We start from the raw sequence: 23,301 nt of genomic DNA, 5'->3' as shown, positions 1-23,301 counted from the left end.
ATACGATGGTTTCAACAGCAACACATATCGGCAACTTTTCCTTTGATAATTGCCTGATGAATGCAGCAGGGGTCTACTGCATGACCAAGGAAGAATTAGCAGAAATCGAAAAGTCTGCAGCTGGTTCTTTTGTCACTAAAACCGGAACCTTGGAAGCACGCCCTGGTAATCCAGAACCTCGTTACGCTGATACTCGGCTGGGTTCCATTAACTCTATGGGCCTGCCCAACAAGGGCTTCCACTACTATCTAGACTATGTCATCGAACTCCAGAAAGAGCCTAGCAGCAAAAACCACTTCCTATCTCTAGTCGGCATGAGTCAAGAAGAGACCCACACCATCCTCAAGGCTGTTCAAGACAGCGACTACCAGGGCTTGGTTGAGCTCAATCTCTCCTGCCCAAATGTACCAGGCAAGCCACAGATTGCCTATGATTTTGAAACAACCGACAAGATTTTGAGCGAGGTTTTCAGCTACTTCACCAAACCACTGGGAATTAAGCTCCCCCCTTATTTCGATATCGTTCACTTCGATCAAGCTGCTGCGATTTTCAATAAATACCCGCCGACCTTTGTCAACTGTATCAATTCAGTTGGTAATGGATTGGTTATTGATGATGAGACTGTGGTCATCAAACCCAAGAATGGTTTCGGTGGTATTGGAGGTGACTATGTCAAACCGACTGCTCTGGCTAATGTCCATGCCTTCTATCAACGCCTCAATCCTTCTATCCAAATTATCGGAACTGGTGGCGTGAAATCCGGTCGTGATGCCTTTGAGCATATTCTTTGCGGAGCCAGCATGGTCCAAATCGGAACCGCTCTCCACCAAGAAGGCCCTAAGGCCTTTGAACGCATCACTAAGGAACTCCAAGCTATTATGGTAGAAAAAGGCTACCAAAGCCTAGAAGACTTCCGTGGCAAAGTCAATTATCTCAATTAAAAAACAAAACATCAGAAAAAAGCTTGGGGTTCCAAGCTTTTTTCTATGAACTGACGAAGTAACTAGCCTATCCCCAATGAAAATCAAAAATTGCAAGAGGCAAAAACTTCAACCACTAAAAAGGCAGAAGGGGGGAACAAAAATTGTGATTTCGTCAAATCAATTTACCTCACTCTCCCATTTTAAGGTTTAAGGGAGACTTACGACAAGTACTAGTGTACCTGTCTACCTCCCTTACTATCTCTTTTTGGCTAGTATTATCGACGAGTCAAAAAGAGTGTCACAGGAAGTCTAGTCTATTCAAACTATCTTCGCTTTCTCGTTTCTAGGCTCAGGATTCAAGGTACACACTGCACCTTTTTATTTCTCACCCCTGCACAGTTAATTAGGATAGAGAAGGTCTTTATTTCAGGTCAAATCATCGAAGTCATCATCTTCATCATCACCATCCATCTCCCTATCGAAAGCTTCTTTTTCCTTATCGGTCATTTCCTTGGGCTTGAAAACCTTGAACATATAGCCAAAGATGAGAAATTTCGTAATCGTGAAAATCAACAGGATGAGAAGAATAATTAAAAATGTAGTTTTTGTCATCGTTCTACTTTTCTAAAAAGAGGCCAGGACAAGTCCCGGCCTCTTTTGTATTAAGAAATCGTTCTTATTTAACAGCGTCTTTAAGAGCTTTACCAGCTTTGAATGCTGGAACTTTTGAAGCTGCGATTTTGATTTCAGCACCTGTTTGTGGGTTACGACCTTTACGAGCTGCACGTTCGCGAACTTCGAAGTTACCGAAACCAATCAATTGAACTTTTTCACCTTTTGAAAGGAATCCTTCAATTGATGAGAAGACTGCATCAACTGCTGCAGCTGAATCCTTTTTAGTCAATTCTGTTGCTTCAGCAACTTTTGCGATCAAATCTTGTTTATTAGCCATTTAACTAATCCTCCAAATATTATTAAGCCATCAAGTCGAAACTAACGGCTTTAACAAAGACTATCATATCTGATTTTCCCACTTTGGTCAAGTATAAAACGTTAGTTTGAGCCATATTTAGCCAATTAAAGGGGATTTTTTAGTAGAAATCAGGGAGAAATTGAAAAAAGTAAACAAAAACTCCAAAACTGTTGAAAATCTTGGAGATAGGGGGATTTAAGCTCTCTTAGCCGATTAAGCTTCTGAAGAGAACTTATTTTTTCTTATAGACATCGAAGGTTATTTTATCATTGATTAGGTCAAAATCTGTCGCCTTGGCAAAGAGGCCCGCCTTATTGTCCATCTTCGGAAGGTTGAGGATAACTGCTTCTTTCTTACTGTCGACTTCCACAAAACTAGGGAGCTTATAATTACTAGCGATAAATTTCAAGACATCAGATACTGGCAAGGAAAGAGTTCCTGCTGAAACCGAATCGACATTGAGCTGGACACTACCATCACCCAGAACAACCGGTGTGAAATAAACGTAGAGAGGAACCTGATAACCCAAGACTGAGTAGGTTCCCTCAAACATAACATTTTTTGAGGTAGCCTTGAAGCTATAGGTATTGTTCTTAGTCTGATACTGCTTGAGATAGGCCTCAACTGTATCATTGAGCTGGTCACGGGAACTCTTGAAGGTTCCCACCTTAACATCAGATTCTGAGACCTTTTGACTCACATGAGTGTCAGAGCCTTGGAAGGTTCCAATTCGCAGGGCGACCGTTCCGATGAAGGCGATATTTAGAGCTAAAAGAACTAGGAAGCCCCACTTCCAGAAGTTAAATTTACCAGTCTTTTTTTGTTGCATTTATTTTCTCCAAAACGGCATTGGCCATGATTTGATAACCAGTATTATTGGGATGGAAATGATCCTTTTCAAAGAGGACATCATTCTTCTTATTAGACGTGTCAGAGGTGTCTCCCGACTCGGCGACACCTTCCTTGCCATCAATTCCTTTATAGAGGCGGTCATTGATTTCGACAAAGTAGACCTTGTCATACTCGTCAGCAACGGCCTTGGTTCCCTTATTCCAGTTGTCAACAATATCTTGCATCTGGGTCATATCGGGGAAATTTAGATAGAAAGGATTGTAGATACCTAAAATATAGATAGACATGTCCTTGTTGTCTTTGCGAGCGAGGGCAATAATCTTTCGCAGACGCTGCTGATATTCCTCAGAAGGCTTGGTGAAACTATCAACTGTCAGATTGGCTAAATTCTTGCGCAGGACAGCCATGACATCGTTACCTCCGACAGTCAAAGTCAATAAATCCGCTTTTTTCAAATCATCCTGCAAATCAGTTTTTTCCTTCATCCGAGTCAAAATTTGCTGGCTGGTATTGCCGGCCACCCCATAATTTTTAGCAGTCACCCGATAGTGATAATCAGACTCAACCTGTCTTGACAGGATGGGCACAAAACCACCTTGATTGGTCGTATCGCCAACCCCCTGAGTCAGAGAATCACCCAGAGCTACATATTTAAAAGCAGAAATTTTGCTCCGATACTTGAGGTCAGACACCGTCAAATGACTGTCAGCCCTCGGTAAAGCCAAATTAATCAGAAAAGCAAAGACCAGTAGACAACCAACAAAGAAAGCAGGAACGATAAAAAACCGTTTAAGCCACTTATTCATACCGCACCATTACTGCAAAGGCACCTTCGCCTGTGTGGGTCTGAATAATGGAGCCGGTCTCTAAGACAGAGATATGCTCACCAGCAACTAGGACTTCTAGCTTATTCTTCATGGTATTGGCCCAGTCAGGAGTTCCCGAATAGGAAATGCCGATTTCAGCAACCTGATACCCTTTGGCATGGTCAATAAAACTATCTAGCCATTTGACAAAGGTCTTTTGACCACGCCCCTTGGCCACGGGATTGAGGGTAGAATCCTTGAGTTCCATCACCACTCGGATATTGAGCAAGGAAGAAATCATCCCTGATACTCGGCCGATACGACCACCCTTCACCAGATTTTCCAAGGTAGAAACCCCGATAAAGAGTTCAGATTTTTGCCGCACTTCTTCTATCTTAGCCAAGATGTCATCCAGACTAGCACCTTGTTCCGCTAGAATAGCAGCCTGAACAACTTGATGCTTCATGGACTGGTCGGTAAAGGTGGAATCAATAACCGTCACATCAGCCCCAGCAATGGTCGCTCCTTGACGAGCAGCTTCCACCGTTCCTGAAAGACTGCTGGTGATATGAATGGAAACAATCTTATCCGCGCCCTCTTTAATTAGGCTTTCATAGACTTCCGCAAAGACACCAACTGGAGGTTGACTGGTTTTAGGCAATTCCTTGCTCTGACGCATAAGATTAAGGAATTTGCCCTCTTCCTTCAAATCATTATCATTATATATAACCCCATCAATCATGACCGATAAGGGAACAACGGTAATTCCCAAGCTCTCCACTAGTTCTGGTTCGATGGTAATTGAGGAATCCGTTACAATTTTAATTTTAGACATTGCTATTTCCTACTTCATTCTTTCTAATAAAACACTTTCATTATATCAAAATTCTGAGTATTTTTGGGGGCTTCTGCCCAAATTCGGACTCAAGACCGAACTGGGTTCTTTAAAAAGCACTCTCTATTTTTAAAGAACGGACTCGCACAGATCACAGGTCATCTCTAACTCTAAAGTCGGCTCTGCCGTTCAGACTTCCTCCATTAAGAGATTTAAAAAGTTCGTTCTAGCTCTAACGAGCCTGTAGCTCTTATTCTTCATTTCGCAAAACAAAACTAACAGCCCTAATCTCTGCTCCACAATCACTATGGACCAGTTGGAAAGATAGTTTTCACTACTGCATCAACTGCTCTAAACTTGGTTTCATTAAATGGGCTCGTCAGATTAAGAAAGCTAAAAAGCCCTTATTAGAAATATAATCCTAACGAGGGCCATATAGTTGCTATGTTTATGAATTAGTATCTGCCAGGCGACTGAGATTAAAACGTATGAAGACGATGGACATGACCAGAGTAACTAGAAAAAGAATGGCAATTAGGAGCTGACTCTGACCAAGGACCAGCCAGCTGGCAGCAAAACCAAACAGGATAGGAAGAAACATGCCCAGAGCCAGATGACTGGTGAATTTATGGCTTTCCTTATTGAAGCGCTGACAGCCAAATATTCCTAGGGTGACAAGAAAGACACCCAAGTAGGCCATGAGGACTGCAAAGCTATTTTCCACTTCCTGATTAGCCAAGTAGGCTAGAGAAACATTGAGGAAACTAATGCCAAAGAAAATCGGATAATGCCAATAAATCAAGGCATTGACCTCCTTATCGTCTGTTTCAATGTCCAGCATGTGGTCAATCTCGACAATATAAACCATGAAGAGACTGGCGATGACCGTAAAGACTAGAAAGGAAAGGGGACTGAGGTGCCCAGCGGAAAAATAATCAGCGATGCCAATAATGGCTTCACCAAAGGTAATGATAACTAGAAGGGAAAGTCTTTCAGCCAGATGGGGAAAGCTGGTCAGATTAGCTGCTTCATCAGCTACCTGAGTTCTCCGACCGGTTATCAGCCCCGGTAAAATCCAAGTTCCTAAAACACTAATAACAGCGACAGTCAAGCCGAGGTTTAAGGGCAGAAAAAGTGAAATCAAGAGGCCTAAAGAACGCAGGCCCAAGATATAGAAGAAACGCTTGATAAGACTCCTATCCACCAAATCAGTCGACCGATAGTATTCTAGGGCATATTGACCTAGAAGCACCAGAGAAATCAGGGTAAAAGGCAGATAAAAATAAATAAAGCTCTCCCGGCTACCATAATTTCCAGTCACAGATGTCAGAGAAATCATTAAGAGGCTCATCTGGGCAAACATGAAGGCTATATTGGTCAAGGAATTTTTACCAAAGCGATTGGTAAAGACGGTCTGAATCATCCAGGAATTAATCATGATAATCATACCGACAGCAAAGGCCAGAAAATTAGACCAAGATAAGCCACCATGGTGAATATGATGAATCAAAGATGTCATCTTGCTGATGCCATAAACATAGACCAAGTCATAAAAAAGCTCGGTCAATTCGACTTTTTTGTGCTTAATGAGTGTTGCCACTACTTGCCTCCTTTTCTTGCCCTTATTTTAGCAGAAAAAACAAGGCCCTTCAACGAAGACGGCCTTGTAGAACACTTGACAAACTCGCTAACTAGCTGATTGAAAGAATAATTCCCACAATCAAAGCAAAGAGCAGGGCACCTAAAGTCAAAGACAAAGAAATGACTAAGGCAAGAATCTTCCTTCCCTTAGCGAGAATAAAGGCCCAAATCAAAAGTCCGATATTAATCAGAAGCAAGATTAAACTCAGCCAAGCTTGAACAAAGATTAGCCAGAAACCTAGCCAGAGGAGAATATAACTGAACATGGTCAGGGTGAGCCGACGGGACTCCCGCCTCACCTCTGCTAAATTACTGCCTGCCATAGGAATCTGCCACCTGTTTGACACTTTGAGCCTGCCACGGAATACCTAGCCAAAAACGACTGGTCCGAAATATTGTCCTCTTACCGCTCCTATCAGTAACAAACAAACGATGCATGAGTAGGCCTGACTTAAATTGGATGGATTGAATCTCCTCGTTAGGGATAAAGGTGTAGTCCTCCTTGATTAGTTTATTGGTTGCCTTGCTACGTTTAATGAGAAGCAGGCCGTTTTGCTCAAAAGACAGATTGTAGTAGTCCCGAGCAAACATGGTTAAATAAGAAATCATAGCTGCAGTATTACCGGGCCCTAAAAAGACTGTCAGATTAAGACTATTGGGATTGAAACCCAATTCAGCCTTAGCTTGATTAATGGTGTTTAAATCATAGACCTTAAATTTCATTTCCTAAGCTCTCCTTTTCCTTAAAATCTACTTAATTGTATCAAAGAAAATTTGAAGAATCAAGCTAATTTAAACTTCTATTGGTTTTGATAGGCATCCTTAAATTTTCTGACACCTTTTATTGTTTTAGACAAAAAATTTTAAAGGCAGTATTTCGTTCGACATTAAGCAGACTATCATCTATAAAGCCCTTGAAATCGGGAAGTTAATAGGTATTGGTCACATTTAAGAACTTTGTAACAAACTAGACATGGTTTTTTAATTTTCTAACCTTTTAGCTCAAATGCCATCAAGCGAAAAAAGAATTTTTTGCTTTATTTAACAAGGATTTTCGCCTAGCAATATTTTGTCTTATTTAGCTGTAGATGACCTTTCAGCACCCGATAGCTTATTGCTTATTCTAAAAACTGTGATAGAATATTTTACTGTTAAAATAAAAATATATTTAGATAGGATTTACTATGCAGAAGAACACATTCAGCAAACGCAAAACTAAATTCGCCGGTCTCTGTGGAGCCATCCTTGCAACAACTACGATTGCCATGGGTGTTGGTGCAACTGTTCATGCCGATGAAGCAAGTGCTACATCAGCAACAGATACAGCTGCTCAGACAAGCAAGACTGCTGATACCAAGCAAGATCAACCTACCTTTGAAAATACACCTGTTGATACAAGTGCTCAAAATCAAGATACAGCCCTAACAAGTCCAGCGGCTTCTCTTACTGCCACTGCTGACCAACCAGCTCAAACAAACCAAGCTCAACAAGCAGCACCAAGTCAAGCTACGACTAGTGCAACTCCTGTTCAAGATGCAGCACAAACAGCTAGCCAACCTGCTACTGTTGCTGGCGGCAGTCAAAATGGGCAAGCCGAGCAAGGCCAAACAGCTGATAAACCAAAATCTGCAACTACAACCCAGCCTGCTCCAGCCGTGACGACTAAGCCAGAAGATACAACTGAATACGGTAGCGTTGACTTTGACAAGACGCTAACTAGCACTGCTAAGACCGCTCCTGTTACCGATGTCAATTATGATGGTTCTCAGGATGTCTACATCACTATCGATGACCCAAGCCAAGCTTATACACCAAATGCTGACAACATTGCCAAATATTTAAACGAATACTTGACCCAATTGCGTCAAATCAATGGTATCAATGTTCCCGTTCCAGATGCTAACGACTTGATGAAGAACTGGGCACAAAGCCGTGCTGATGAAGAGGCCCAAGAGTCTGATAGCATTGACCATGAGACTAAATTAGCCTATCCTTCTGGCGTACAAATTTATTCCGAAGATGGCCATGAAGATTCCCTTAGCACTATTACACCAACTAAAGATGGTAAAAACTTGGGGTCTGACCAAGCAACAGCCTATTACCTGGCCCTCAACTGGTTTGCCGACTACTTCAATATTGCGGGTAGCAAAGATGATGCTAACGGCTTGAAGTCATTCGGTCACGCTATTTCTATCCTCTCTAACAGCGGTGATGGTATGTCCCTCGGCATTGCCAATGGTACTGGTAAGGAAACTGGCGGCTTCTATGCTATGCTGGAAATTGGTAGCAATTCCAATGTCAAGAATGAAGATGGTTTCGCTTCCACAACTAAGGACGCTAACGGCAACTGGATTTTGACTTACAATGGTAATCCCGTTAAGTTCTTGCCTAAGACAACCTTCCACTATGTGACCAAAGACTATGTGACCAAAGATCCTAATGCTAAAAGTTCCGACAAGAGCGAACAAGCCAATGACCCAGCTGCTGGAAATTCTGGTAATGGGGCAGCCGGCAATGGTCAAGATGCTACTCCTGTAGCTCCTCAAACTGCTGAAATGGAAAACATGGGAGCTGGCATGGGCAGCGCTTCTGCTACCGCTAGCAAGAACGACAAGAATCTGCCATCTACAGGTGATTCCGCTCAAACAGCTGTAACAGCTATCGGTGCTGTAATGGTTATGGCCGGACTTGGACTTGCTGCTAAACGCAAAATCAAAGAGCAAGACTAATCGTCTTAGATTACTCATATCGGACTAGTCTAGAAAACGCCCTCGGCCAAAAGCCAGGGTGTTTTTAAGTGAGGCTGTATATTCAAGATTTCTAGCCCAGACAATTGCTTCTCCCTTTGGCATGATGAATGCGATGGGGTGCATACACTTCTATTTAAGAGCAGTAGCTTTAACCACTATCTTGAAATTTGTATATAGGACTTTAGCCATTCTCCTAAAACTTGCAATATCAGTCAACTATGGTAGAATATAAATAGAAAAGGGCCTTGCTACCAACAAGACCCAAAGTAAAGCCGTTTAACGGTGGTTACATCACAGTTATTTTTATTTAACCGTCATGCAGTCCAAAGCGATGACGGTCATTTTTTGCTATTTTTGAAGATTTGGTAACAGAGACCTACTAAGGCTATGGTAAACATAGCGAAACCTAGAATAGTCTCTACCACTTCAAAAGCAGTCAAGAAGTTACCTCCCTTCTGTTAGATTTTGATGAATACCGCATAGGCATCACCTCACTTTCAGAAAAGAACGTAACTACCGTCTTCACTTCTTTACAAGGATATTATAACACATTATTAGTTATAATACTAACGATAGTTTGCTATTCTCACAAAATGACCTTCTATTCTTTCAGGAATAGAAGGCTATTTTTTTACAGATAAAGATTAGTCCATCATGCCGGCCTGAAGCTGATACATGCGGTGGTAGGTGCCCTGCTTGGCTAGGAGTTCTTCGTGAGTTCCAGATTCAATGATTCGTCCCTTGTTCAGGACGTAAATGCAGTTGGCATCCTGGATGGTTGAGAGGCGGTGGGCGATAGCAATGGTGGTCCGCCCTTGCCGCATCTTTTTGAGGGAGTTTTGGATAACATCCTCGGTTTCCGAGTCGATATTGGCCGTAGCTTCATCCAAAATTAGAACCTTGGGCTTACTGGCAACCGTTCTGGCAAAAGCTAGGAGTTGCCGTTGGCCAGTCGAATAGGTCGAACCTCTTTCGGTAACTGGTTCATCATAACCCTGGGGCAGTTTCTCAATAAAGTCAGCGGCATTAACAAACTCTGCTGCTGCCCGAACTTCCTGATCAGAGATATCCTGATACATGCGGATGTTGGAGCTAATAGTCCCGTGATAGAGGAAGGGGTCTTGGAGAACCAGACCGACCGAACGACGAAGCTCGGCTTGCGAATAATCTCTGATATCATGGCCATCCAGGAGAACCTGACCCGAGCCAAATTCGTAAAAACGCATGAAAACATTGATAATGGAGGACTTGCCCGAACCAGTCGGACCGACAAAGGCGATGGTTTGGCCCTTCTTGACGCTAAAGCTGATATTATCCAAAATCTGCCGTTTGCCATCATAGGAAAAGCTGACATTTTTGAATTCGATACTGCCCTGAGTAACCTGGAGGTCCTGATTGGCCTGCTGGGGCTCGTAGTCCTGGCGGTCAATCAATTTAAAGACCCGTCCTGCTGAAACCATGGAGGTTTGAAGGGTCGAGAAGTTTTGCGTGACCGAAATCAGAGGGTCAAAGAGGCGGTTGATATACTGGATAAAGGCATACATGAGTCCTGCCGTGATGCCAAAGGTCTTCCAAGTCAGGCCAAAGTAGGCCATGAGGACGGCATAACCCAGCAATTTAAGCAGGGACATGGCCGGTCTTAGAAAGACAGAATCCAGCAGAACCGAACGGTTAGCATAAGCCAGATGACTCTGATTGATGGTATCAAATTCTTCTTTGAGTCGCTCTTCCTGACGAAAGGCCTGGATGACCCGAATCCCTTCAATGGACTCAGACAACTTGGTATTGATGTCACTGAGCCGGGCCCTAGTTGCTTCAATCACTGTCATTGATTTCTTGCGGTAGAGATCAACTAAAATAAAGATAAAAGGCAGAAAGAGGACCACCAAGATAGTCAGACGCAGGTCCAGAACTATCATGGTATAAAGGGTGGTGGCAAAGATAAAGATTGCTGAGATGAAGCTAGATAGGATACCTGTAAACATCTGGCTGATGGCCTCGGTATCATTGGTCAGGCGAGAAACAATGGAGCCCGCAGGGGTCTGGTCAAAATAAGCCATGCCCAGACTTTGGATATTGTCAAAAGCATCCTGCCGAATATTGCGGACAATTGAATAGGCCACCTTGGCAAAGAGGTAATTCCCTACATAGGAAAAAATCATCTGGAGGATGTAAAGCAGGAAGTAACCAGCCAAAATTGTCAGGGCCAGTTGACTAAGGTGCTGGATATAGTGATCGATAAAATAGCGGGCCACCAGGGGGATGACCGTCTGCACCACCGAGGTCAAGAGCAGGAAGGCTAGTGCCAGAGAGGTCAGCCATTTATAGGTTTTAAGATAGGCCAGCAGGCGTTTAAAAATCTGCCATTGGCCCATGAGTTGGGACTCATTCTCCATGGTCTCCTCCTTCCATTTCTAATTGTTGAGAGGCATAGGTTCTGGCGTACCAGCCACCTTGGGCCAACAAGTCTTCATGACGCCCCCGCTCAATAATCCGACCATCCTGCATGACCAAAATTAAATCACTGTGGACCACGGCACTGAGGCGATGGGCGGTAATCATGGTAGTCTTGCCTTGACGTGTCTCCTTGAGGTGCTCAATAATGGCATTTTCAGTCTTGGCATCAACTGCCGAGAGGGAGTCGTCCAGAATCAGAATTTCTGGATCCATAATCATAGCTCGAGCCATGGCAATCCGCTGCTTTTGACCTCCTGAGAGGGACACACCCTTCTCGCCAATCAGGGTCTCAAAGCCATCTGGCATGGCCACGATGTCATCATAAACCTGGGCCAGCTTGGCCGCTTGCTGGACTTGGTCCAAGGTCAAATCGGGATTTGAAAATCGAATATTTTCCAAGATAGACATAGCAAAAAGGAATTGGTCCTGAGGAACATAGCCCATAAGACTGCGGAGGTCAGAGATCTTGTAGTCCTTGATATTATGGCCATTGAGGCTAATGGAACCGTCCTGCACATCGTATTCCCGCAGGAGCAATTTCAATAGTGTGGTCTTGCCCGAACCCGTTTGACCGACTAGGCCTAGGGTTTGACCTTTTTCTAGCTGGAAATGAATGTCAGATAGGGTGGTCTCGTCCTCATAGGCAAAGTCCTTGATATCGTAGGTGATAGGGCCATTTTCAATACTGGCAAGGGGATGAGCTGTTTCTTGAACATCACTGTCTTCGGACAAAAGTTTAGAAATCCGGTCGTAGGAAACATTTCCCCGCTGGCTAATATTAAAGAGAAATCCGATAGCTTGCAGGGGCCAAACTAGCATATCCAGATAGGTAATAAAGGTAACCAGACTGCCGACCGTGACCGTCCCTGCTGAAATCAGATAGGTACCGACTAGGAGGGTGAGGACATAGGAAGCCCCGACAAAAATCATGGTGACTGGGGTAAACATGCTGTTGTAGCGCATGCTAATCAAGTTCTTTTTGAAATTAGCCTGATTGGTCTTGGCAAAGCTGGCGGACTCATCAGCCTGATAGCCGAAGGACTTGGTCACCTTAATGCCGGAAACACTTTCTTGAACCTTATTATTGAGGTCAGAAAATGAGGCTAGAGCTGCCTTGAATGATTCATGATTCTTGCGACCCAACCAAGAGGTTGTCAAAGCCATGAGGAAAAAAGGAATAATAGCAATCAAGGTCATGAACCAAGAAATGGTCAAAAACATGGTCAAAAGAGTGACCAAAGCCGTAATCGAAGCATCAACTGCCGACATGACCCCTGCTCCCGCTAACATAGTCAAGGCATTGATGTCATTGGTGGCATGAGCCATCAAGTCCCCTGTCCGATACTTTTGAAAAAAGGATGGAGACATCTGGGTGAAATGCTCAAAAAGCCGGCCACGCAGAATCGTTCCCAGGCGGTAGGAAGTTCCTAGCAAGAAGACCCGCCAGATTAGGCGTAGCAGATACATGCCTATGGCTGCAGCAAGGAGGATAACCAGCTTGGTCAAAAGCGAGCCCATGGTCAGATTTTTGGCATCAATGGAGTCAATGACCTGCCCCATGACCTTGGGCGGTATCAAGTTGAGGATACTGACAAAACTTAAAGAGAGAATCCCAATTAAATAGCGGGCTTTTTCCAGCCGGAAAAACCACCAGAGTTTTTTGATAATCATGTTATTTCCTTCAAAATTGATAAATAGGATGAAGAGGTGCCAACGAGCTTTAAACGGATAAACGCTTGTCATCTCAGAAATCTGTGCCTACTTAGGTCAGAACCTGGATGAACAGAAACATTCGACAGTCCTGCTCCCGCTTAGAAAATTTTAATCACAACAAGAGGCTGGGAAGACTTCCCAACCTTTTTTGTTTTATGAAGAGCTTGCGGCCGATGCTCCAACTTTGAGAAGTAAGGAGTTAACCCGTCACCTAGTCTTTTCTGATTTTCTTTATTAAAAATTTTACCACGGGGACCAGCCAGAGGGCAAGCAAGCCGCCTAGGCTGTTAAAGATGAGGTCGTCTATTTCAAAGACCCGGTTGGCATTGAAGAGCCGGTCAATGATGACTTGGGTCGTTTCAATGCTCAGGCTCATGGCAAAACTCATCAGGAGAACCCTGGGCCAGCGTCGCCAATCTGAACGAAGGGCCAAGATTCCCAAGACTAAAGGGGCCAGCAAGAGCAGGTTAGAAAAATTCTGACCGATGACCCAGAAGAGCTTTTTAAAGGTGTCTAGCTTGCCGATGGAGACAAAGGAATTAAAGGGAACCAAAAGATAGGGAACCCGACCCCAGTAATGAATATTGGGGGTATCAACTCCTGTCAAACCAAGGGGCTGCGGGCTGAAACAGAGGTAGAGCAGGCAGAGAAAATAGCCTGCCAGCAAAAACCAAACGAGCTTGCGTCCTAAATCCGTTACTTCTGCCTCTTTATCAAATAATCTGCCAAATAATTTAGTCATGTTTCGCTGCCTTGGCCATCGCCTTTTGGCGGTCCCGCTTCATGGTATTGGAACGCAATTGTCCGCAGGCCGCATCAATGTCCGTACCGTGCTCTTGACGAACCACACAGTTAACACCATTTTTCTTAAGGACATCATAGAAGGCATCAACCCGCTCCTTGGTCGAACGGCTGTATTGGTCGTGCTCAGAAACGGCATTGTAAGGAATGAGGTTGACATAAGAAAGCTTGCGAATAGGCTTGGTCAAGTCGGCCAATTCTTGGGCATTCTCAGGATTATCATTTACCTCGTTGAGCATGATATACTCGAAGGTCACCCGCCGGTTGGTTGTCTGGATATAGTATTCGATAGCATCAAAGAGCTTTTCCAAGGGGAAGGAACGGTTAATCCGCATGATGCTGGACCGCAGTTCATTATTGGGAGCATGGAGGGAAACGGCCAGATTGACCTGAATCCCTTCATTGGCAAACTCGCGAATCTTGTGGGCCAGACCAGAGGTGGAAACCGTGATATGACGGGCTCCAATAGCTAAGCCATTGTCATCATTGATGGTTCGCAGGAAGCGGATAACATTGTCATAATTATCAAAGGGTTCGCCGATACCCATGACAACCACATGGCTGACCCGCTCACCCTTGCCTTGGTCATCCAGATACTTTTGCACCAGCATGATTTGGGCTGTAATTTCACCATTATTGAGGTCTCGCTGCTTCTTAATCAGACCACTGGCACAGAAGGTACAGCCAATATTGCAGCCGACTTGGGTAGTCACACAGACTGACAGACCGTAGTGTTGTCGCATCAGAACCGTTTCAATCAGCATGCCATCTGGCAATTCAAAGAGATACTTGATGGTGCCGTCAGCTGACTCCTGAACAATCCGTTGCTTGAGGGGGTTGAAGTCAAAATTTTCCTTGAGGATAGCGATAAAATCCTTGGAAATATTGGTCATCTCATCGAAAGACTGAACCCGCTTCTTATAGAGCCAATCCCAGATTTGGGTTGCCCGAAATTTCTTTTGCCCATGCTCCAGAGCCCAGTCAATCAACTGATCCCGAGTCAGGCTATAGATAGATGGTTTCATTTCCGGATTTTCTGGCTTGGTCTTGCTGCTTCTTGGCATCTTAGTTCCCCTTCTTTCTTATGGTGAAGTGCTGGTTTTGATTCTTATCGTCACGCCCTTTGTTATCTGACCTTGATTGACGACGCTTTTGCTCAGATTTTTTGTAGGACCTGTCTTGCTCGCGCACCTTGAAGTCCTGCTTATCCTGCTTGGATCTCTTATAGCCCCTGTCCTCTTGCCAGTGAACCCTAAGATCTTGCCTATCTCGATTGGATTTCTGGCGTGAGCGACGTTTACGGTTGTCCCGCTTACGACGAGGTTGCTCCTCTTCTTCTCGCTGAGGCTCTTTTGGTTCGGGATTTTCTAGGAGAAAATAGGCACAGCCAAAATTGCAGTACTCCTTGAGATAGTCATCCAAGCGACCGATTTTGCTGTCATTCTTCACGACCCGCTCGTCCTTGTAGAAACCCCGCAGGCGTAATTCATCGCTGGACCAATCCCCAAGGATATAGTCATATTTGAGGAGAATATCGGAAAAGCGCTGCTGAAAATTCTCCAGCTTGAAGCCTTCCTTGTCATTATCAACCAGCTCCAACTCGATACCTTCCGAGCGGACCTGGTTGTCAAAATGAACGAATTTGGGCCCCGGAAATTTGTTGTAATTGAGCATATCAGGGGTAATATCTTTTCTCATGGGGTCCTCTCTTAATAATGATTGTAATCTAGTTTAGAACCTTTATATTATACACTATTTTGGGCGGTTTGTAAGCTGATGATTATGACTTTTTGGAAGTCCTCAGCCTGATTTGAGATTTTACCGCTAAGCCTGACTCAGCTAGATTGTGACACTTTAGGACAGAAAAAAACAACTGCTACTTTGAACAGTTGCTTGGTCTTATTTGGTTTTTTCTAGGTAGTCGATAGCATCTTGAGCCGTCTTGACGGGAACGATTTTCATCTTGCTGCCCAGCTTCTTGGCCATTTTTTTGGCTTCTTGGTAGTTGTTCCCCTTGGGGTAGTACTTCTTGTCTGCCTTGGCAACGGGATTGTCAGGAACAAAGAAAATTTCGGCACCTGACTTATCAGCGGAAACGACCTTCTGCGAAACTCCGCCGATGTCACCAACCGAACCATCCGGCTCTATGGTTCCTGTTCCGGCAATCATCCGTCCCTTGAGGAGGTCATCTTTGTTGAGCTGGTCGTAGATGGACAGGGTAAACATAAGTCCTGCACTAGGTCCGCCAACGCCTTGGGTGGAGAATTTCACCTTATCGTTTGAGCTGACTTCGGTATGGTCGGTCAGAGTAATGCCGATACCATTCTTGCCATTCTTGAGCTTGACCACCTTGCCATCAGCTGATTTTTTCTTACCTTGGCTGGTGTATTGGACGGTCACCTGAGAGTCCAACTTGAGGCCTGTGACATATTTGACCAGGTCCTTGGAAGACTTGAAGCTCTTGCCATTAATTCCCGTCACCGTATCCGCAATATTGAGAGTCCCCTTGAAGCTTGAATTATCAGCGACCTGAAGCACATAGACCCCCTTGTAATCCAACTTGGCATCCTTACCAGCCAGCTTGAGGGCCTGATAAATAGCCGTATTTTGGGAATTTTCCATGTAGTACTGATTAATCAGCTCATAGTCCTTGGTGCTGGTGCCACCGGTTAGTTCTTTTTTGGAAACAATCTGGGTGGTATCAGGATTGAGCCAGGAATAGGCCAGATTAAAGACTGTTCCTGGGCGAACTTCGACTGCCACAAAATTGTAGGAACCCTTGTCCTTATTAGTCTTGCCATTTACGGTCATGACCTGATCGATATCATAGGCGCCGCCAGGAGCCTCAACATAATAGGGCAGAGGAACGAGAAAGCAAAAGAGCAGAGCCAGAAGGGCAAAACCTCCCAGAAGCCACCATTTAATCCGTTTGATAAAGCCCCAAACTCCCTTTTTAGAGGCGGCCTGGCTTGACTTACTTGTTGTCATGTTTTTTCTCCAATTCTAAGGCCACAGGTTCTGGAACATAGGGCCGGATGTCTGCACCAAAATGCGTCAATTCACGCACTCTTGACGAGGAAACATAAGACAAACCTGGCTTAGCTAGGAGGTAGATGGTCTCCAGTTCTGGTGCCAGGTCGTGATTGAAGTGGTCCATGCTAGCCTCATAGGTCAAATCCTGACCATTACGAAGACCGCGAACCAGGACACTAGCCCCCACGTCTTTGGCCACATCAACCGCCAATTGGTCATGGGAGGTAATGACCGAAACATTGGGAAGGCCTTTGACTACCGCTTCCAGCAGGGCCTGACGCCTAGCTAGGGGGAGAAAGCCCGCCTTATTTTGATTATAAAAAATACCAACATAGAGCTGATCAAGAAGTTGGCTAGCCCGTTTGATAAGATCTAGGTGGCCCTTGGTCACAGGGTCAAAAGAGCCTGCAAATAAGCCGATTTTATTTGACATAAACCGTCACCTTACTAATTCCATACACTTTTTGTTTCCATAGTCGCAAATCACCCAGAGTCTCCGGCAGGTCAACCGACTTATCCGTTTCACAGACAATCATGACCTCTGGGGACAGCAAATCGTGCTCCTGCAGTTTTCCAATAGTCTTGACAATTTCTTCCTTAGCATAGGGCGGATCCAACAAAACTAGGTCAAACTGACCAGTCAAGGTCGGCAGAACCTGCTTGTCATCTCGTTTAATCAACCGGAACTGGTCTTGAGCCTTGGTCATTGCAATATTAGCCTCAATAACTGCCTGGGCCCGTCGGTCCCTTTCCACTAGGACGGCCTGATCCATACCTCGGGAAATGGCCTCAATAGAAAGACCGCCACTACCAGCATAGAGGTCCAAAACACGCCCTCCAGCAAAAAAAGGGCCAATCATGCTGTAGATGGCCCCTCTAACCTTGTCCGAGGTTGGCCGAGTGGTCTTGCCCTCCAAGGTCTTAAGCGGACGGCCACCAAAGTTACCTGCAATAATTCTCATAAAAGCTATTATAGCAAAATTTCCCAATCAATAAAGAATTAAAAGGTCGAAAAGCAGACAGCCTAGAAGTTATTGGGACTGGTTATTTAGGCCTAATCCCTCTGCCATCTTCTCACACCGACAAAGATGGCTGCTTAGATTAGCACCTATACCTATTCTCCACTTTCCCTTAGCTTAAAGAGCTTTTTTAAGCTTGTCAATCAAAGCCTTTGTCATGCGTCTGGGGCCACGAACGGCCTTGACACCAGCCTCCTTGAGGGTTGCTAAGGGAAAATCTTGGTCGGCAAAAGTCTTAACCCGCTTGAGCGTCATAATCTCCTTAACATCTGGTCGGTCTTGATAAACCTCATTTGGAATCTGACTTTCAAGCACCTGGCAGGCATAGCGAACCGCCTGAATAGGGCTGGTCATATAGATACAGACCCAGTCGCCTTTTTTAATTTGAGCTTTCTGAGTCCAGTAAACAGTATCTGTAGTTGCAAACTCAGCATCAATATCATAGTATTTAGGATTGGCTGGAATCAGCCAATAATCTGGTCCCGACTCTGCCCTAAAGGACTTGGGGCCAACCAGATCCCGACTGGTCTCTACTAGGTCAAAGACCTCCTTATCCGGCAGACTGTCGTCCATAAGCAAGGAAATCCAAGACTGCTTGTTCATATGGTAGCTGGGATAAATGCCGGGCTTTTTCAGGAGGTCATCTAAGTCTTTCTTGTCAATCTTGATATTGATAACCTCTGTCTCTCGTTGCAAATCAGATTCTGTCAAAGGCTTGGCCTGGCTATCTAATTTATCTAACTTAAGCGGGAAGACCAGGGCATACCATTTATTGTTGGCAGGATGGCGAAAAGAAGCATATTGGGGATACTTGGCAAAGGGATGATCGAAGTCATCCGCAAACTTTTCCTTGAGATGCTGAACTAGCCGATTGGTCTGAGCTTGGTCAAAGGGTGTGTCTTCGAAACAGTTGGCTGCAATTTCTTGCAGAAGATCGCCGTAGGTCTCTCGAACTTGGCCCAGATAGGAACCGATTTGACTGCCCACATGGATGGCGGTGTATTCCTCATCAAGGTCGGTGTCCATGAGCCGTCCACTTACCTGGCCCTGCTGGCTCACCAGAATCTGAGCCTCAAAGTTCCCCGCCATAATGGTTTGGCTATAGCGGTAGTTGGTCTCATCCTTTTTGAAACCAAAGTCCAATAATTTCTGAGGATTCGGACTTTTGCGTTTAAAATATTGACTTTCAAAGGTCATTCTATCGCCCCTATCAATTTTCAACTTTCTCTTATTATAACAAAAAGCCTGGGCAGATTTCAGCCACCCAGTCGTGACGAAAAATGAAGACCAGCTTATACTCATTTAACATCAAAATTTTTTATTTTTGATACTTTCTTAAAATGTGCGGACGCAAGCAAACTTCTCACGAAGTTTCATTGCTAATTTTCGAGCCATTGTCTCGAAAATTCCCGTTATTAGCTAAAACTGTAGTTGTCGCTAATAATACCACTTTGGCGAAAGTATCACTTTATCATTCTGTCATCCAATTAAAGTACTCGGCTTTTTAGCGAATTGTGTCCATGATGGAGCAAAAAATAGCAGGTTTTAAACTTTAAAGAGTATTAAAATGAAAAGGATTATTATAAAATCCGTGGTTCTTATTTCTCCTCAGCCTTGTTTGGACAAAAAAACAAGTGGGAATTTTGAGCCCACTCGCATTGCTTTATAGAATGTTATCATAGTCTTTTCTGACTTGGTCTGGCCAAACACTGGATTGGACTTCGCCAATGTGCTTCTTGCGCAAGAGGAACATGGCCATCCGTGATTGACCGATACCGCCACCGATAGTCAGCGGGAAGAGACCGTTGAGGAGGGACTTGTGCCACTCCAAATTGAGACGGTCTTGGTCGCCAGTAATTTCGACCTGACGCTTGAGGGCATCTTCATCAACCCGAATCCCCATAGAGGAGAGTTCAAAGGCATGACCCAAGCTTTCATTCCAAACGATAATGTCGCCGTTGAGACCGTGATAACCGTCTTCAGACTCACTGGTCCAGTCGTCGTAGTCAGGTGCCCGACCATCGTGAGGTTTGCCATCCGGCAAGATACCACCGATACCAATCAAGAAGACAGCCCCGAATTCCTTGGCAACAGCATCTTCACGTTCCTTAGGTGTTAAATCAGGGTATTGTTCAACCAAGTCTTCGGTGTGGATAAAGGTAATCTTTTTAGGTAGGACTACATCAATATCAAAGCGAGCTTCGACAGCCAGCTCGGTCAGACGGATAGCCTTATAGACCTTCTCAACCGTTTCCTTGAGATAGGCCAAGTCCCGCTTGCCATCTGGAATGACCTTTTCCCAGTCCCACTGGTCAACATATACCGAGTGAATCTGATCCAGAGAATCTTCATCAGGACGCAGAGCCTTCATGTGGACAAAGAGACCTTCGCCCTCATTGAAACCAAAACGTGCCAAGGTATGGCGTTTCCATTTGGCCAAAGAATGAACAACCTCATAGGTTTCATCAGGAATTTGGAGGACATTCACACGCACAGGATTTTCAATCCCACTCAAATTATCTTGCATACCATCCCCGACCTTGCTCAAAATAGGGCCTTGCACTTCAACGATATCAAGCTTATCAATCAGATATTGGGTGAAGGTATTCTTAACAAAAGAAATCTCCTGCTGCTGGTGAATAAAGCTCTTCTTCATAGGCTTTTCCTCCTTTTAAAATTAAATATGAAACTATTATACTCCCATTCTGGCAAAAAATAAATAGCTTGAGGCATAAAAGTTTAGGATTTCCATAAAAAATAAGGACTAAAAGGAAAAAAATCAACAATTTCCGAAAATTCGGTTCAAAATTTGGTAAAAAAATAGCAATTTACAGACAAACTTTCCTATCAAAACTCTGTAAAAAAGCCAGCCGCAGGGACTGGCTAAAGATTAAAAAATAGCTAATTGTTTCCTTTGGTGAAAGTGCCCAACTCAGTTAATTTGTAAGTTTCAGGGTCAAAGTCGGAATTATAAGGACCGGTCCATTCAATATAGGTAATAGAACCGTCATCATTGAATCGAACCCCTAGTTCCATATCAAAGCCTGCTCCTCCAATACCAAAGGAAGGGATAGTGCTGGCAAGTTCAGCACCGGCGGCAAAACGATAGAGACCAGTTGAAACTTTCTCCACCTTTGTTAGGGTTGTCGTTGTTGTTTTACCATCAACTTTTTTTGTAACTTTACCATCTTTAGTGTAAGTCATGGTCTGTTTCACATCCTGGGCTTTCCCAGACCATGTTCCAACTAAATTAGCAGGCACAACTCCATCATCCGACGACTCGATAGTATTCTCATTATCAGTATTGGAAGCATACTTGCTGATGGCATCAGAATAGGCCTTCTGCATATCGTCTGGTGCTTCTTCGTAGACATAGTCGGCCAGAGACTTGGATGGCTTAAACCAGTAGTCCTTGACGTAATAGACCTTACCATCAGTGGCTAGAACGATTTGGTAGCTAGCCTTAGATTGGTCGACAAAATTCTTATAGAAGTAATCATAGCCAATATTTTCAGCCATGCTTTGGTGTTCCAAGGGGATATTCATACTCCCTAGAAGCTGAGATTCTTCATCTTCGGACTTGGCGTAATATTTATGTTTCTTATCCTTGAGAGTGTAGAGCCTGAAACTGGCTGTTGACTGGAAGTCTTCGGCAGCATCACTTGATAAGTCATTACCCAACATGGTAACCTTGAACTTATTCTTGTAATTGATGAGGTCTTGGCCGTTGCCTTGTTTGCCATCAACGTAAGCCGGACGATCCAAATCTTTCAAGTCACCTCCGGAATAGCCAATCAATCGTGTCAAAATCTCTGTATCATCTGAAGTTTTAATCTTCCAAAAAACTGCATCTGTCGCAGATGCTCCTAGGTTGTCAAAAATTTTCCCCCGCGTCACGACGGCATCCTTGCCGTAGTCGCTCTGGTAAAGCCAGTCGCCAAAGTCGCTGACGACCTTGTCTTCCTGATCCTTGCTCAGGGAAACGATTTGTTTCCTTATGTCGTCCTGCGAAACGGTAGTTCCATCTTCGGCCGGCTTGGCAGGGCTAACCGTTGAGGAGCCTTCAATCTGTTCATACCTGTCCGAGTTTTCCATTTGAACCGTTGGCTGACGGAAAGGATTGAGACCTTGTCGGATGACAATGTCCCCCTGGCGCTTAGGCAGGCTGATAAGCAGATAGTTGCCTTCCTCTTTTTTGGCTTTGGTCTCATAAATCTGACCGGACTTGGTATTTTTGACACGATAATGGTGCTTCTTCGTTTGCTGGATTTCAAACTTAATGGTCTGACCCGTTTTTTTATCTCGAACCTCTGTTGTATAAAGGACATCCGCACTAGCTAGGACAGTTGACTGCTTATATTTCCCCAGGGCTAAAAAAGCTAGGAAAACAACAATAGCAAGGGCAATAAATTTCTTTTGCTTTTGCATTTCCAATCCTCCCTAAGCAAATAAGAAGCCGACCACATAACCAAAGACAGCTAAGATAAGCAAAATAAATGTTTTAAAGAAAAACTGACCATCCAATTTCGGGAACCTGAATTTTGCTGATTTTCCAGATTTAGACAGGCCAGTCGATTTGTAACCGTCAATTGCTGCCGCAGCTTCTTCAAGCTCTGTCGGTCGCCGGCCATGTATGACCTGAAACTCTACCAGCCATTCTTGTTTTGTCATATCACTTCTCCTTCTTAAAACGCAAGACTAGGCAGAAGAGGAGACCATAGACAAGGGCGTGGGCAAAGAGGATAAAGAAATCCCCCACCATATCTCCACGACTGAGTTGGAAATGCTTGAGAGCCGTTTGCTCAATGGGGACATGATATTTGGCCATCATTCCCGGAATATCCCGTAAATTATTAGTAGCACCGAAGACCTTGTGACCATAACCCAAAAAGATGAAATCTTGAACCTTCTCGATGGACTTGGGTAACTGGAGGATGGTCCCAGATAAAGAAAATTGGGCAATACCCACAATGACCGCCAAGATGACTGAGCTAATTTCACTCTCACCGACCAGGGCCGAAATTAATAAAGCCATATAGTGAGAAGCTAAGAAGAGTAAGAAACTGACCAGGATGACTTCAATAGTGAAGCTATGGAAGACCAGCCCCTTGCTGGGTAAATCCTTAGCAAACCATTGGCTGAGTCCCTGGTAACCAAGCGTGAAGACTAGGGATTCTACAAGGGCATAACCCGCATTAAAGAGGAGACTAGCTAGGGCATAATCTGTTCGGTTGAGAATGGAAAAGAAATCCCGCTCCAAAATAGCTCTTTCCTTACTGATATAAATGGAATTCTGAACAAGCACCAGCAGGCTTGAGGAGAAAATCAACAAAAAGAGGGCCATCCGAGTGGTTTCAAAAACAGACATAAAGCCCTTCTTTTCAATATAGAGAATCAGAACTTCAAAAATGAGTATCCCCACTAGGACCTTAGCAAAGTCCTTGAGGGAGTGGCGACATTTATACCAACTTAAACGTAAAGCTGCTGCCATGAGACCT

General features: G+C 44.3%; 24 protein-coding genes. 2 read left to right on the top strand and 22 right to left on the bottom strand.

Going from position 1 to position 23,301, the window contains the following annotated elements; translation table 11 throughout:
- Positions 1-5: 5 nt before the first annotated feature.
- Positions 6-941, top strand: coding sequence for a dihydroorotate oxidase (locus BS63_RS0100685; protein ID WP_002960470.1), 936 nt, complete (start codon positions 6-8; stop codon positions 939-941).
- A gap of 408 nt (positions 942-1,349) precedes the next feature.
- On the opposite strand, the gene BS63_RS0100680 is transcribed toward BS63_RS0100685, so the two are convergent.
- The 8 genes from BS63_RS0100680 to BS63_RS0100645 all read right to left on the bottom strand — a co-directional run bounded on the left by BS63_RS0100680 (position 1,350) and on the right by BS63_RS0100645 (position 6,753).
- On the bottom strand, positions 1,350-1,535 hold the full coding sequence (locus BS63_RS0100680; RefSeq protein WP_002962274.1) for a hypothetical protein: 186 nt from the start codon (positions 1,533-1,535) through the stop codon (positions 1,350-1,352).
- Positions 1,536-1,599: 64 nt separating this feature from the next.
- Positions 1,600-1,875, bottom strand: a complete 276-nt coding sequence (locus BS63_RS0100675) for an HU family DNA-binding protein (RefSeq protein WP_002962273.1) — start codon at positions 1,873-1,875, stop codon at positions 1,600-1,602.
- Positions 1,876-2,128: 253 nt separating this feature from the next.
- On the bottom strand, positions 2,129-2,725 hold the full coding sequence (locus tag BS63_RS0100670; protein WP_019768792.1) for a YpmS family protein: 597 nt from the start codon (positions 2,723-2,725) through the stop codon (positions 2,129-2,131).
- Positions 2,703-3,554, bottom strand: a complete 852-nt coding sequence (locus tag BS63_RS0100665) for an SGNH/GDSL hydrolase family protein (protein ID WP_002962271.1) — start codon at positions 3,552-3,554, stop codon at positions 2,703-2,705. The genes BS63_RS0100670 and BS63_RS0100665 overlap by 23 nt, the downstream gene beginning before the upstream one ends.
- A complete protein-coding gene (locus tag BS63_RS0100660) occupies positions 3,547-4,389 on the bottom strand; it encodes a DegV family protein (RefSeq protein ID WP_002962269.1) in 843 nt (280 codons plus the stop codon). The genes BS63_RS0100665 and BS63_RS0100660 overlap by 8 nt, the downstream gene beginning before the upstream one ends.
- Positions 4,390-4,837: 448 nt before the next feature.
- Positions 4,838-5,989: a low temperature requirement protein A gene (locus BS63_RS0100655; RefSeq protein WP_002962267.1), complete on the bottom strand. Its 1,152-nt coding sequence runs from the start codon at positions 5,987-5,989 to the stop codon at positions 4,838-4,840.
- A gap of 91 nt (positions 5,990-6,080) precedes the next feature.
- On the bottom strand, positions 6,081-6,353 hold the full coding sequence (locus BS63_RS0100650; RefSeq protein WP_002962265.1) for a hypothetical protein: 273 nt from the start codon (positions 6,351-6,353) through the stop codon (positions 6,081-6,083).
- Positions 6,340-6,753 carry a hypothetical protein gene (locus tag BS63_RS0100645; RefSeq protein WP_019768795.1) on the bottom strand — a complete coding sequence of 138 codons (414 nt, stop codon included), beginning with the start codon at positions 6,751-6,753 and terminating at the stop codon, positions 6,340-6,342. Before BS63_RS0100645 ends, BS63_RS0100650 begins: the two co-directional genes overlap by 14 nt.
- Positions 6,754-7,214: 461 nt before the next feature.
- Between BS63_RS0100645 and BS63_RS0100640 the strand changes: the two genes are divergently transcribed.
- Positions 7,215-8,759, top strand: coding sequence for a putative cross-wall-targeting lipoprotein signal domain-containing protein (locus BS63_RS0100640; RefSeq protein ID WP_019786799.1), 1,545 nt, complete (start codon positions 7,215-7,217; stop codon positions 8,757-8,759).
- Positions 8,760-9,118: 359 nt separating this feature from the next.
- Here the strand turns inward: BS63_RS0100640 and BS63_RS1000000112215 are convergent, their stop codons facing one another.
- The 14 genes from BS63_RS1000000112215 to BS63_RS0100570 form a co-directional block, all read right to left on the bottom strand.
- Positions 9,119-9,220, bottom strand: coding sequence for a putative holin-like toxin (locus BS63_RS1000000112215; RefSeq protein ID WP_002962260.1), 102 nt, complete (start codon positions 9,218-9,220; stop codon positions 9,119-9,121).
- A 204-nt stretch (positions 9,221-9,424) separates the two neighbouring features.
- Positions 9,425-11,176 carry an ABC transporter ATP-binding protein gene (locus BS63_RS0100630; protein ID WP_002962613.1) on the bottom strand — a complete coding sequence of 584 codons (1,752 nt, stop codon included), beginning with the start codon at positions 11,174-11,176 and terminating at the stop codon, positions 9,425-9,427.
- Positions 11,166-12,908 carry an ABC transporter ATP-binding protein gene (locus tag BS63_RS0100625; RefSeq protein WP_002962611.1) on the bottom strand — a complete coding sequence of 581 codons (1,743 nt, stop codon included), beginning with the start codon at positions 12,906-12,908 and terminating at the stop codon, positions 11,166-11,168. Before BS63_RS0100625 ends, BS63_RS0100630 begins: the two co-directional genes overlap by 11 nt.
- A 253-nt stretch (positions 12,909-13,161) precedes the next feature.
- The gene (locus BS63_RS0100620) at positions 13,162-13,692 is read right to left on the bottom strand and encodes a VanZ family protein (protein WP_002962609.1); all 531 of its coding nucleotides are present in this window, start codon (positions 13,690-13,692) and stop codon (positions 13,162-13,164) included.
- A complete protein-coding gene (rlmN, locus tag BS63_RS0100615; protein WP_019770413.1) occupies positions 13,685-14,815 on the bottom strand; it encodes a dual-specificity RNA methyltransferase RlmN in 1,131 nt (376 codons plus the stop codon). The genes BS63_RS0100620 and rlmN overlap by 8 nt, the downstream gene beginning before the upstream one ends.
- Position 14,816: 1 nt before the next feature.
- Positions 14,817-15,449 (bottom strand): YutD family protein, encoded by a 633-nt coding sequence (locus BS63_RS0100610; protein ID WP_002962606.1) that lies wholly within the window; start codon positions 15,447-15,449, stop codon positions 14,817-14,819.
- 201 nt (positions 15,450-15,650) lie between these two features.
- The gene (locus BS63_RS0100605) at positions 15,651-16,739 is read right to left on the bottom strand and encodes a SepM family pheromone-processing serine protease (protein ID WP_002962604.1); all 1,089 of its coding nucleotides are present in this window, start codon (positions 16,737-16,739) and stop codon (positions 15,651-15,653) included.
- Entirely contained in the window at positions 16,726-17,217 is a 492-nt protein-coding gene (coaD, locus tag BS63_RS0100600) for a pantetheine-phosphate adenylyltransferase (protein ID WP_002962602.1), read from the bottom strand. The genes BS63_RS0100605 and coaD overlap by 14 nt, the downstream gene beginning before the upstream one ends.
- Positions 17,207-17,746: a 16S rRNA (guanine(966)-N(2))-methyltransferase RsmD gene (rsmD, locus tag BS63_RS0100595; RefSeq protein WP_028798372.1), complete on the bottom strand. Its 540-nt coding sequence runs from the start codon at positions 17,744-17,746 to the stop codon at positions 17,207-17,209. Before rsmD ends, coaD begins: the two co-directional genes overlap by 11 nt.
- A gap of 174 nt (positions 17,747-17,920) precedes the next feature.
- Positions 17,921-19,000 (bottom strand): MmcQ/YjbR family DNA-binding protein, encoded by a 1,080-nt coding sequence (locus BS63_RS0100590; protein WP_002962595.1) that lies wholly within the window; start codon positions 18,998-19,000, stop codon positions 17,921-17,923.
- A 466-nt stretch (positions 19,001-19,466) separates the two neighbouring features.
- Positions 19,467-20,459 (bottom strand): aspartate--ammonia ligase, encoded by a 993-nt coding sequence (gene asnA / locus BS63_RS0100585; protein ID WP_028798371.1) that lies wholly within the window; start codon positions 20,457-20,459, stop codon positions 19,467-19,469.
- 245 nt (positions 20,460-20,704) lie between these two features.
- Positions 20,705-22,231 (bottom strand): hypothetical protein, encoded by a 1,527-nt coding sequence (locus BS63_RS0100580; protein ID WP_002962986.1) that lies wholly within the window; start codon positions 22,229-22,231, stop codon positions 20,705-20,707.
- Positions 22,232-22,243: 12 nt separating this feature from the next.
- The gene (locus BS63_RS0100575) at positions 22,244-22,474 is read right to left on the bottom strand and encodes a hypothetical protein (RefSeq protein ID WP_002962987.1); all 231 of its coding nucleotides are present in this window, start codon (positions 22,472-22,474) and stop codon (positions 22,244-22,246) included.
- A 1-nt stretch (position 22,475) separates the two neighbouring features.
- On the bottom strand, positions 22,476-23,294 hold the full coding sequence (locus BS63_RS0100570) for an ABC transporter permease (protein WP_002962988.1): 819 nt from the start codon (positions 23,292-23,294) through the stop codon (positions 22,476-22,478).
- Positions 23,295-23,301: the final 7 nt, after the last annotated feature.

The sequence above is a fragment of the Streptococcus sobrinus DSM 20742 = ATCC 33478 genome (assembly GCF_000686605.1).
Lineage (GTDB): Bacteria > Bacillota > Bacilli > Lactobacillales > Streptococcaceae > Streptococcus > Streptococcus sobrinus.
Note: the sequence above shows the minus strand (reverse complement) of the source record. Positions and strands in the feature narration are given on the sequence as shown.

Excerpts from the sequence above, each read along its gene's own strand:
- BS63_RS0100685 (WP_002960470.1), top strand. The coding sequence starts at position 6 with ATGGTTTCAACAGCAACACATATCGGCAACTTTTCCTTTGATAATTGC.
- BS63_RS0100680 (WP_002962274.1), bottom strand. The coding sequence starts at position 1,535 with ATGACAAAAACTACATTTTTAATTATTCTTCTCATCCTGTTGATTTTC.
- BS63_RS0100675 (WP_002962273.1), bottom strand. The coding sequence starts at position 1,875 with ATGGCTAATAAACAAGATTTGATCGCAAAAGTTGCTGAAGCAACAGAA.
- BS63_RS0100670 (WP_019768792.1), bottom strand. The coding sequence starts at position 2,725 with ATGCAACAAAAAAAGACTGGTAAATTTAACTTCTGGAAGTGGGGCTTC.
- BS63_RS0100665 (WP_002962271.1), bottom strand. The coding sequence starts at position 3,554 with ATGAATAAGTGGCTTAAACGGTTTTTTATCGTTCCTGCTTTCTTTGTT.
- BS63_RS0100660 (WP_002962269.1), bottom strand. The coding sequence starts at position 4,389 with ATGTCTAAAATTAAAATTGTAACGGATTCCTCAATTACCATCGAACCA.
- BS63_RS0100650 (WP_002962265.1), bottom strand. The coding sequence starts at position 6,353 with ATGGCAGGCAGTAATTTAGCAGAGGTGAGGCGGGAGTCCCGTCGGCTC.
- BS63_RS0100645 (WP_019768795.1), bottom strand. The coding sequence starts at position 6,753 with ATGAAATTTAAGGTCTATGATTTAAACACCATTAATCAAGCTAAGGCT.
- BS63_RS0100640 (WP_019786799.1), top strand. The coding sequence starts at position 7,215 with ATGCAGAAGAACACATTCAGCAAACGCAAAACTAAATTCGCCGGTCTC.
- BS63_RS0100630 (WP_002962613.1), bottom strand. The coding sequence starts at position 11,176 with ATGGAGAATGAGTCCCAACTCATGGGCCAATGGCAGATTTTTAAACGC.
- BS63_RS0100625 (WP_002962611.1), bottom strand. The coding sequence starts at position 12,908 with ATGATTATCAAAAAACTCTGGTGGTTTTTCCGGCTGGAAAAAGCCCGC.
- BS63_RS0100620 (WP_002962609.1), bottom strand. The coding sequence starts at position 13,692 with ATGACTAAATTATTTGGCAGATTATTTGATAAAGAGGCAGAAGTAACG.
- rlmN (WP_019770413.1), bottom strand. The coding sequence starts at position 14,815 with ATGCCAAGAAGCAGCAAGACCAAGCCAGAAAATCCGGAAATGAAACCA.
- BS63_RS0100610 (WP_002962606.1), bottom strand. The coding sequence starts at position 15,449 with ATGAGAAAAGATATTACCCCTGATATGCTCAATTACAACAAATTTCCG.
- BS63_RS0100605 (WP_002962604.1), bottom strand. The coding sequence starts at position 16,739 with ATGACAACAAGTAAGTCAAGCCAGGCCGCCTCTAAAAAGGGAGTTTGG.
- coaD (WP_002962602.1), bottom strand. The coding sequence starts at position 17,217 with ATGTCAAATAAAATCGGCTTATTTGCAGGCTCTTTTGACCCTGTGACC.
- rsmD (WP_028798372.1), bottom strand. The coding sequence starts at position 17,746 with ATGAGAATTATTGCAGGTAACTTTGGTGGCCGTCCGCTTAAGACCTTG.
- BS63_RS0100590 (WP_002962595.1), bottom strand. The coding sequence starts at position 19,000 with ATGACCTTTGAAAGTCAATATTTTAAACGCAAAAGTCCGAATCCTCAG.
- asnA (WP_028798371.1), bottom strand. The coding sequence starts at position 20,459 with ATGAAGAAGAGCTTTATTCACCAGCAGCAGGAGATTTCTTTTGTTAAG.
- BS63_RS0100580 (WP_002962986.1), bottom strand. The coding sequence starts at position 22,231 with ATGCAAAAGCAAAAGAAATTTATTGCCCTTGCTATTGTTGTTTTCCTA.
- BS63_RS0100575 (WP_002962987.1), bottom strand. The coding sequence starts at position 22,474 with ATGACAAAACAAGAATGGCTGGTAGAGTTTCAGGTCATACATGGCCGG.
- BS63_RS0100570 (WP_002962988.1), bottom strand. The coding sequence starts at position 23,294 with ATGGCAGCAGCTTTACGTTTAAGTTGGTATAAATGTCGCCACTCCCTC.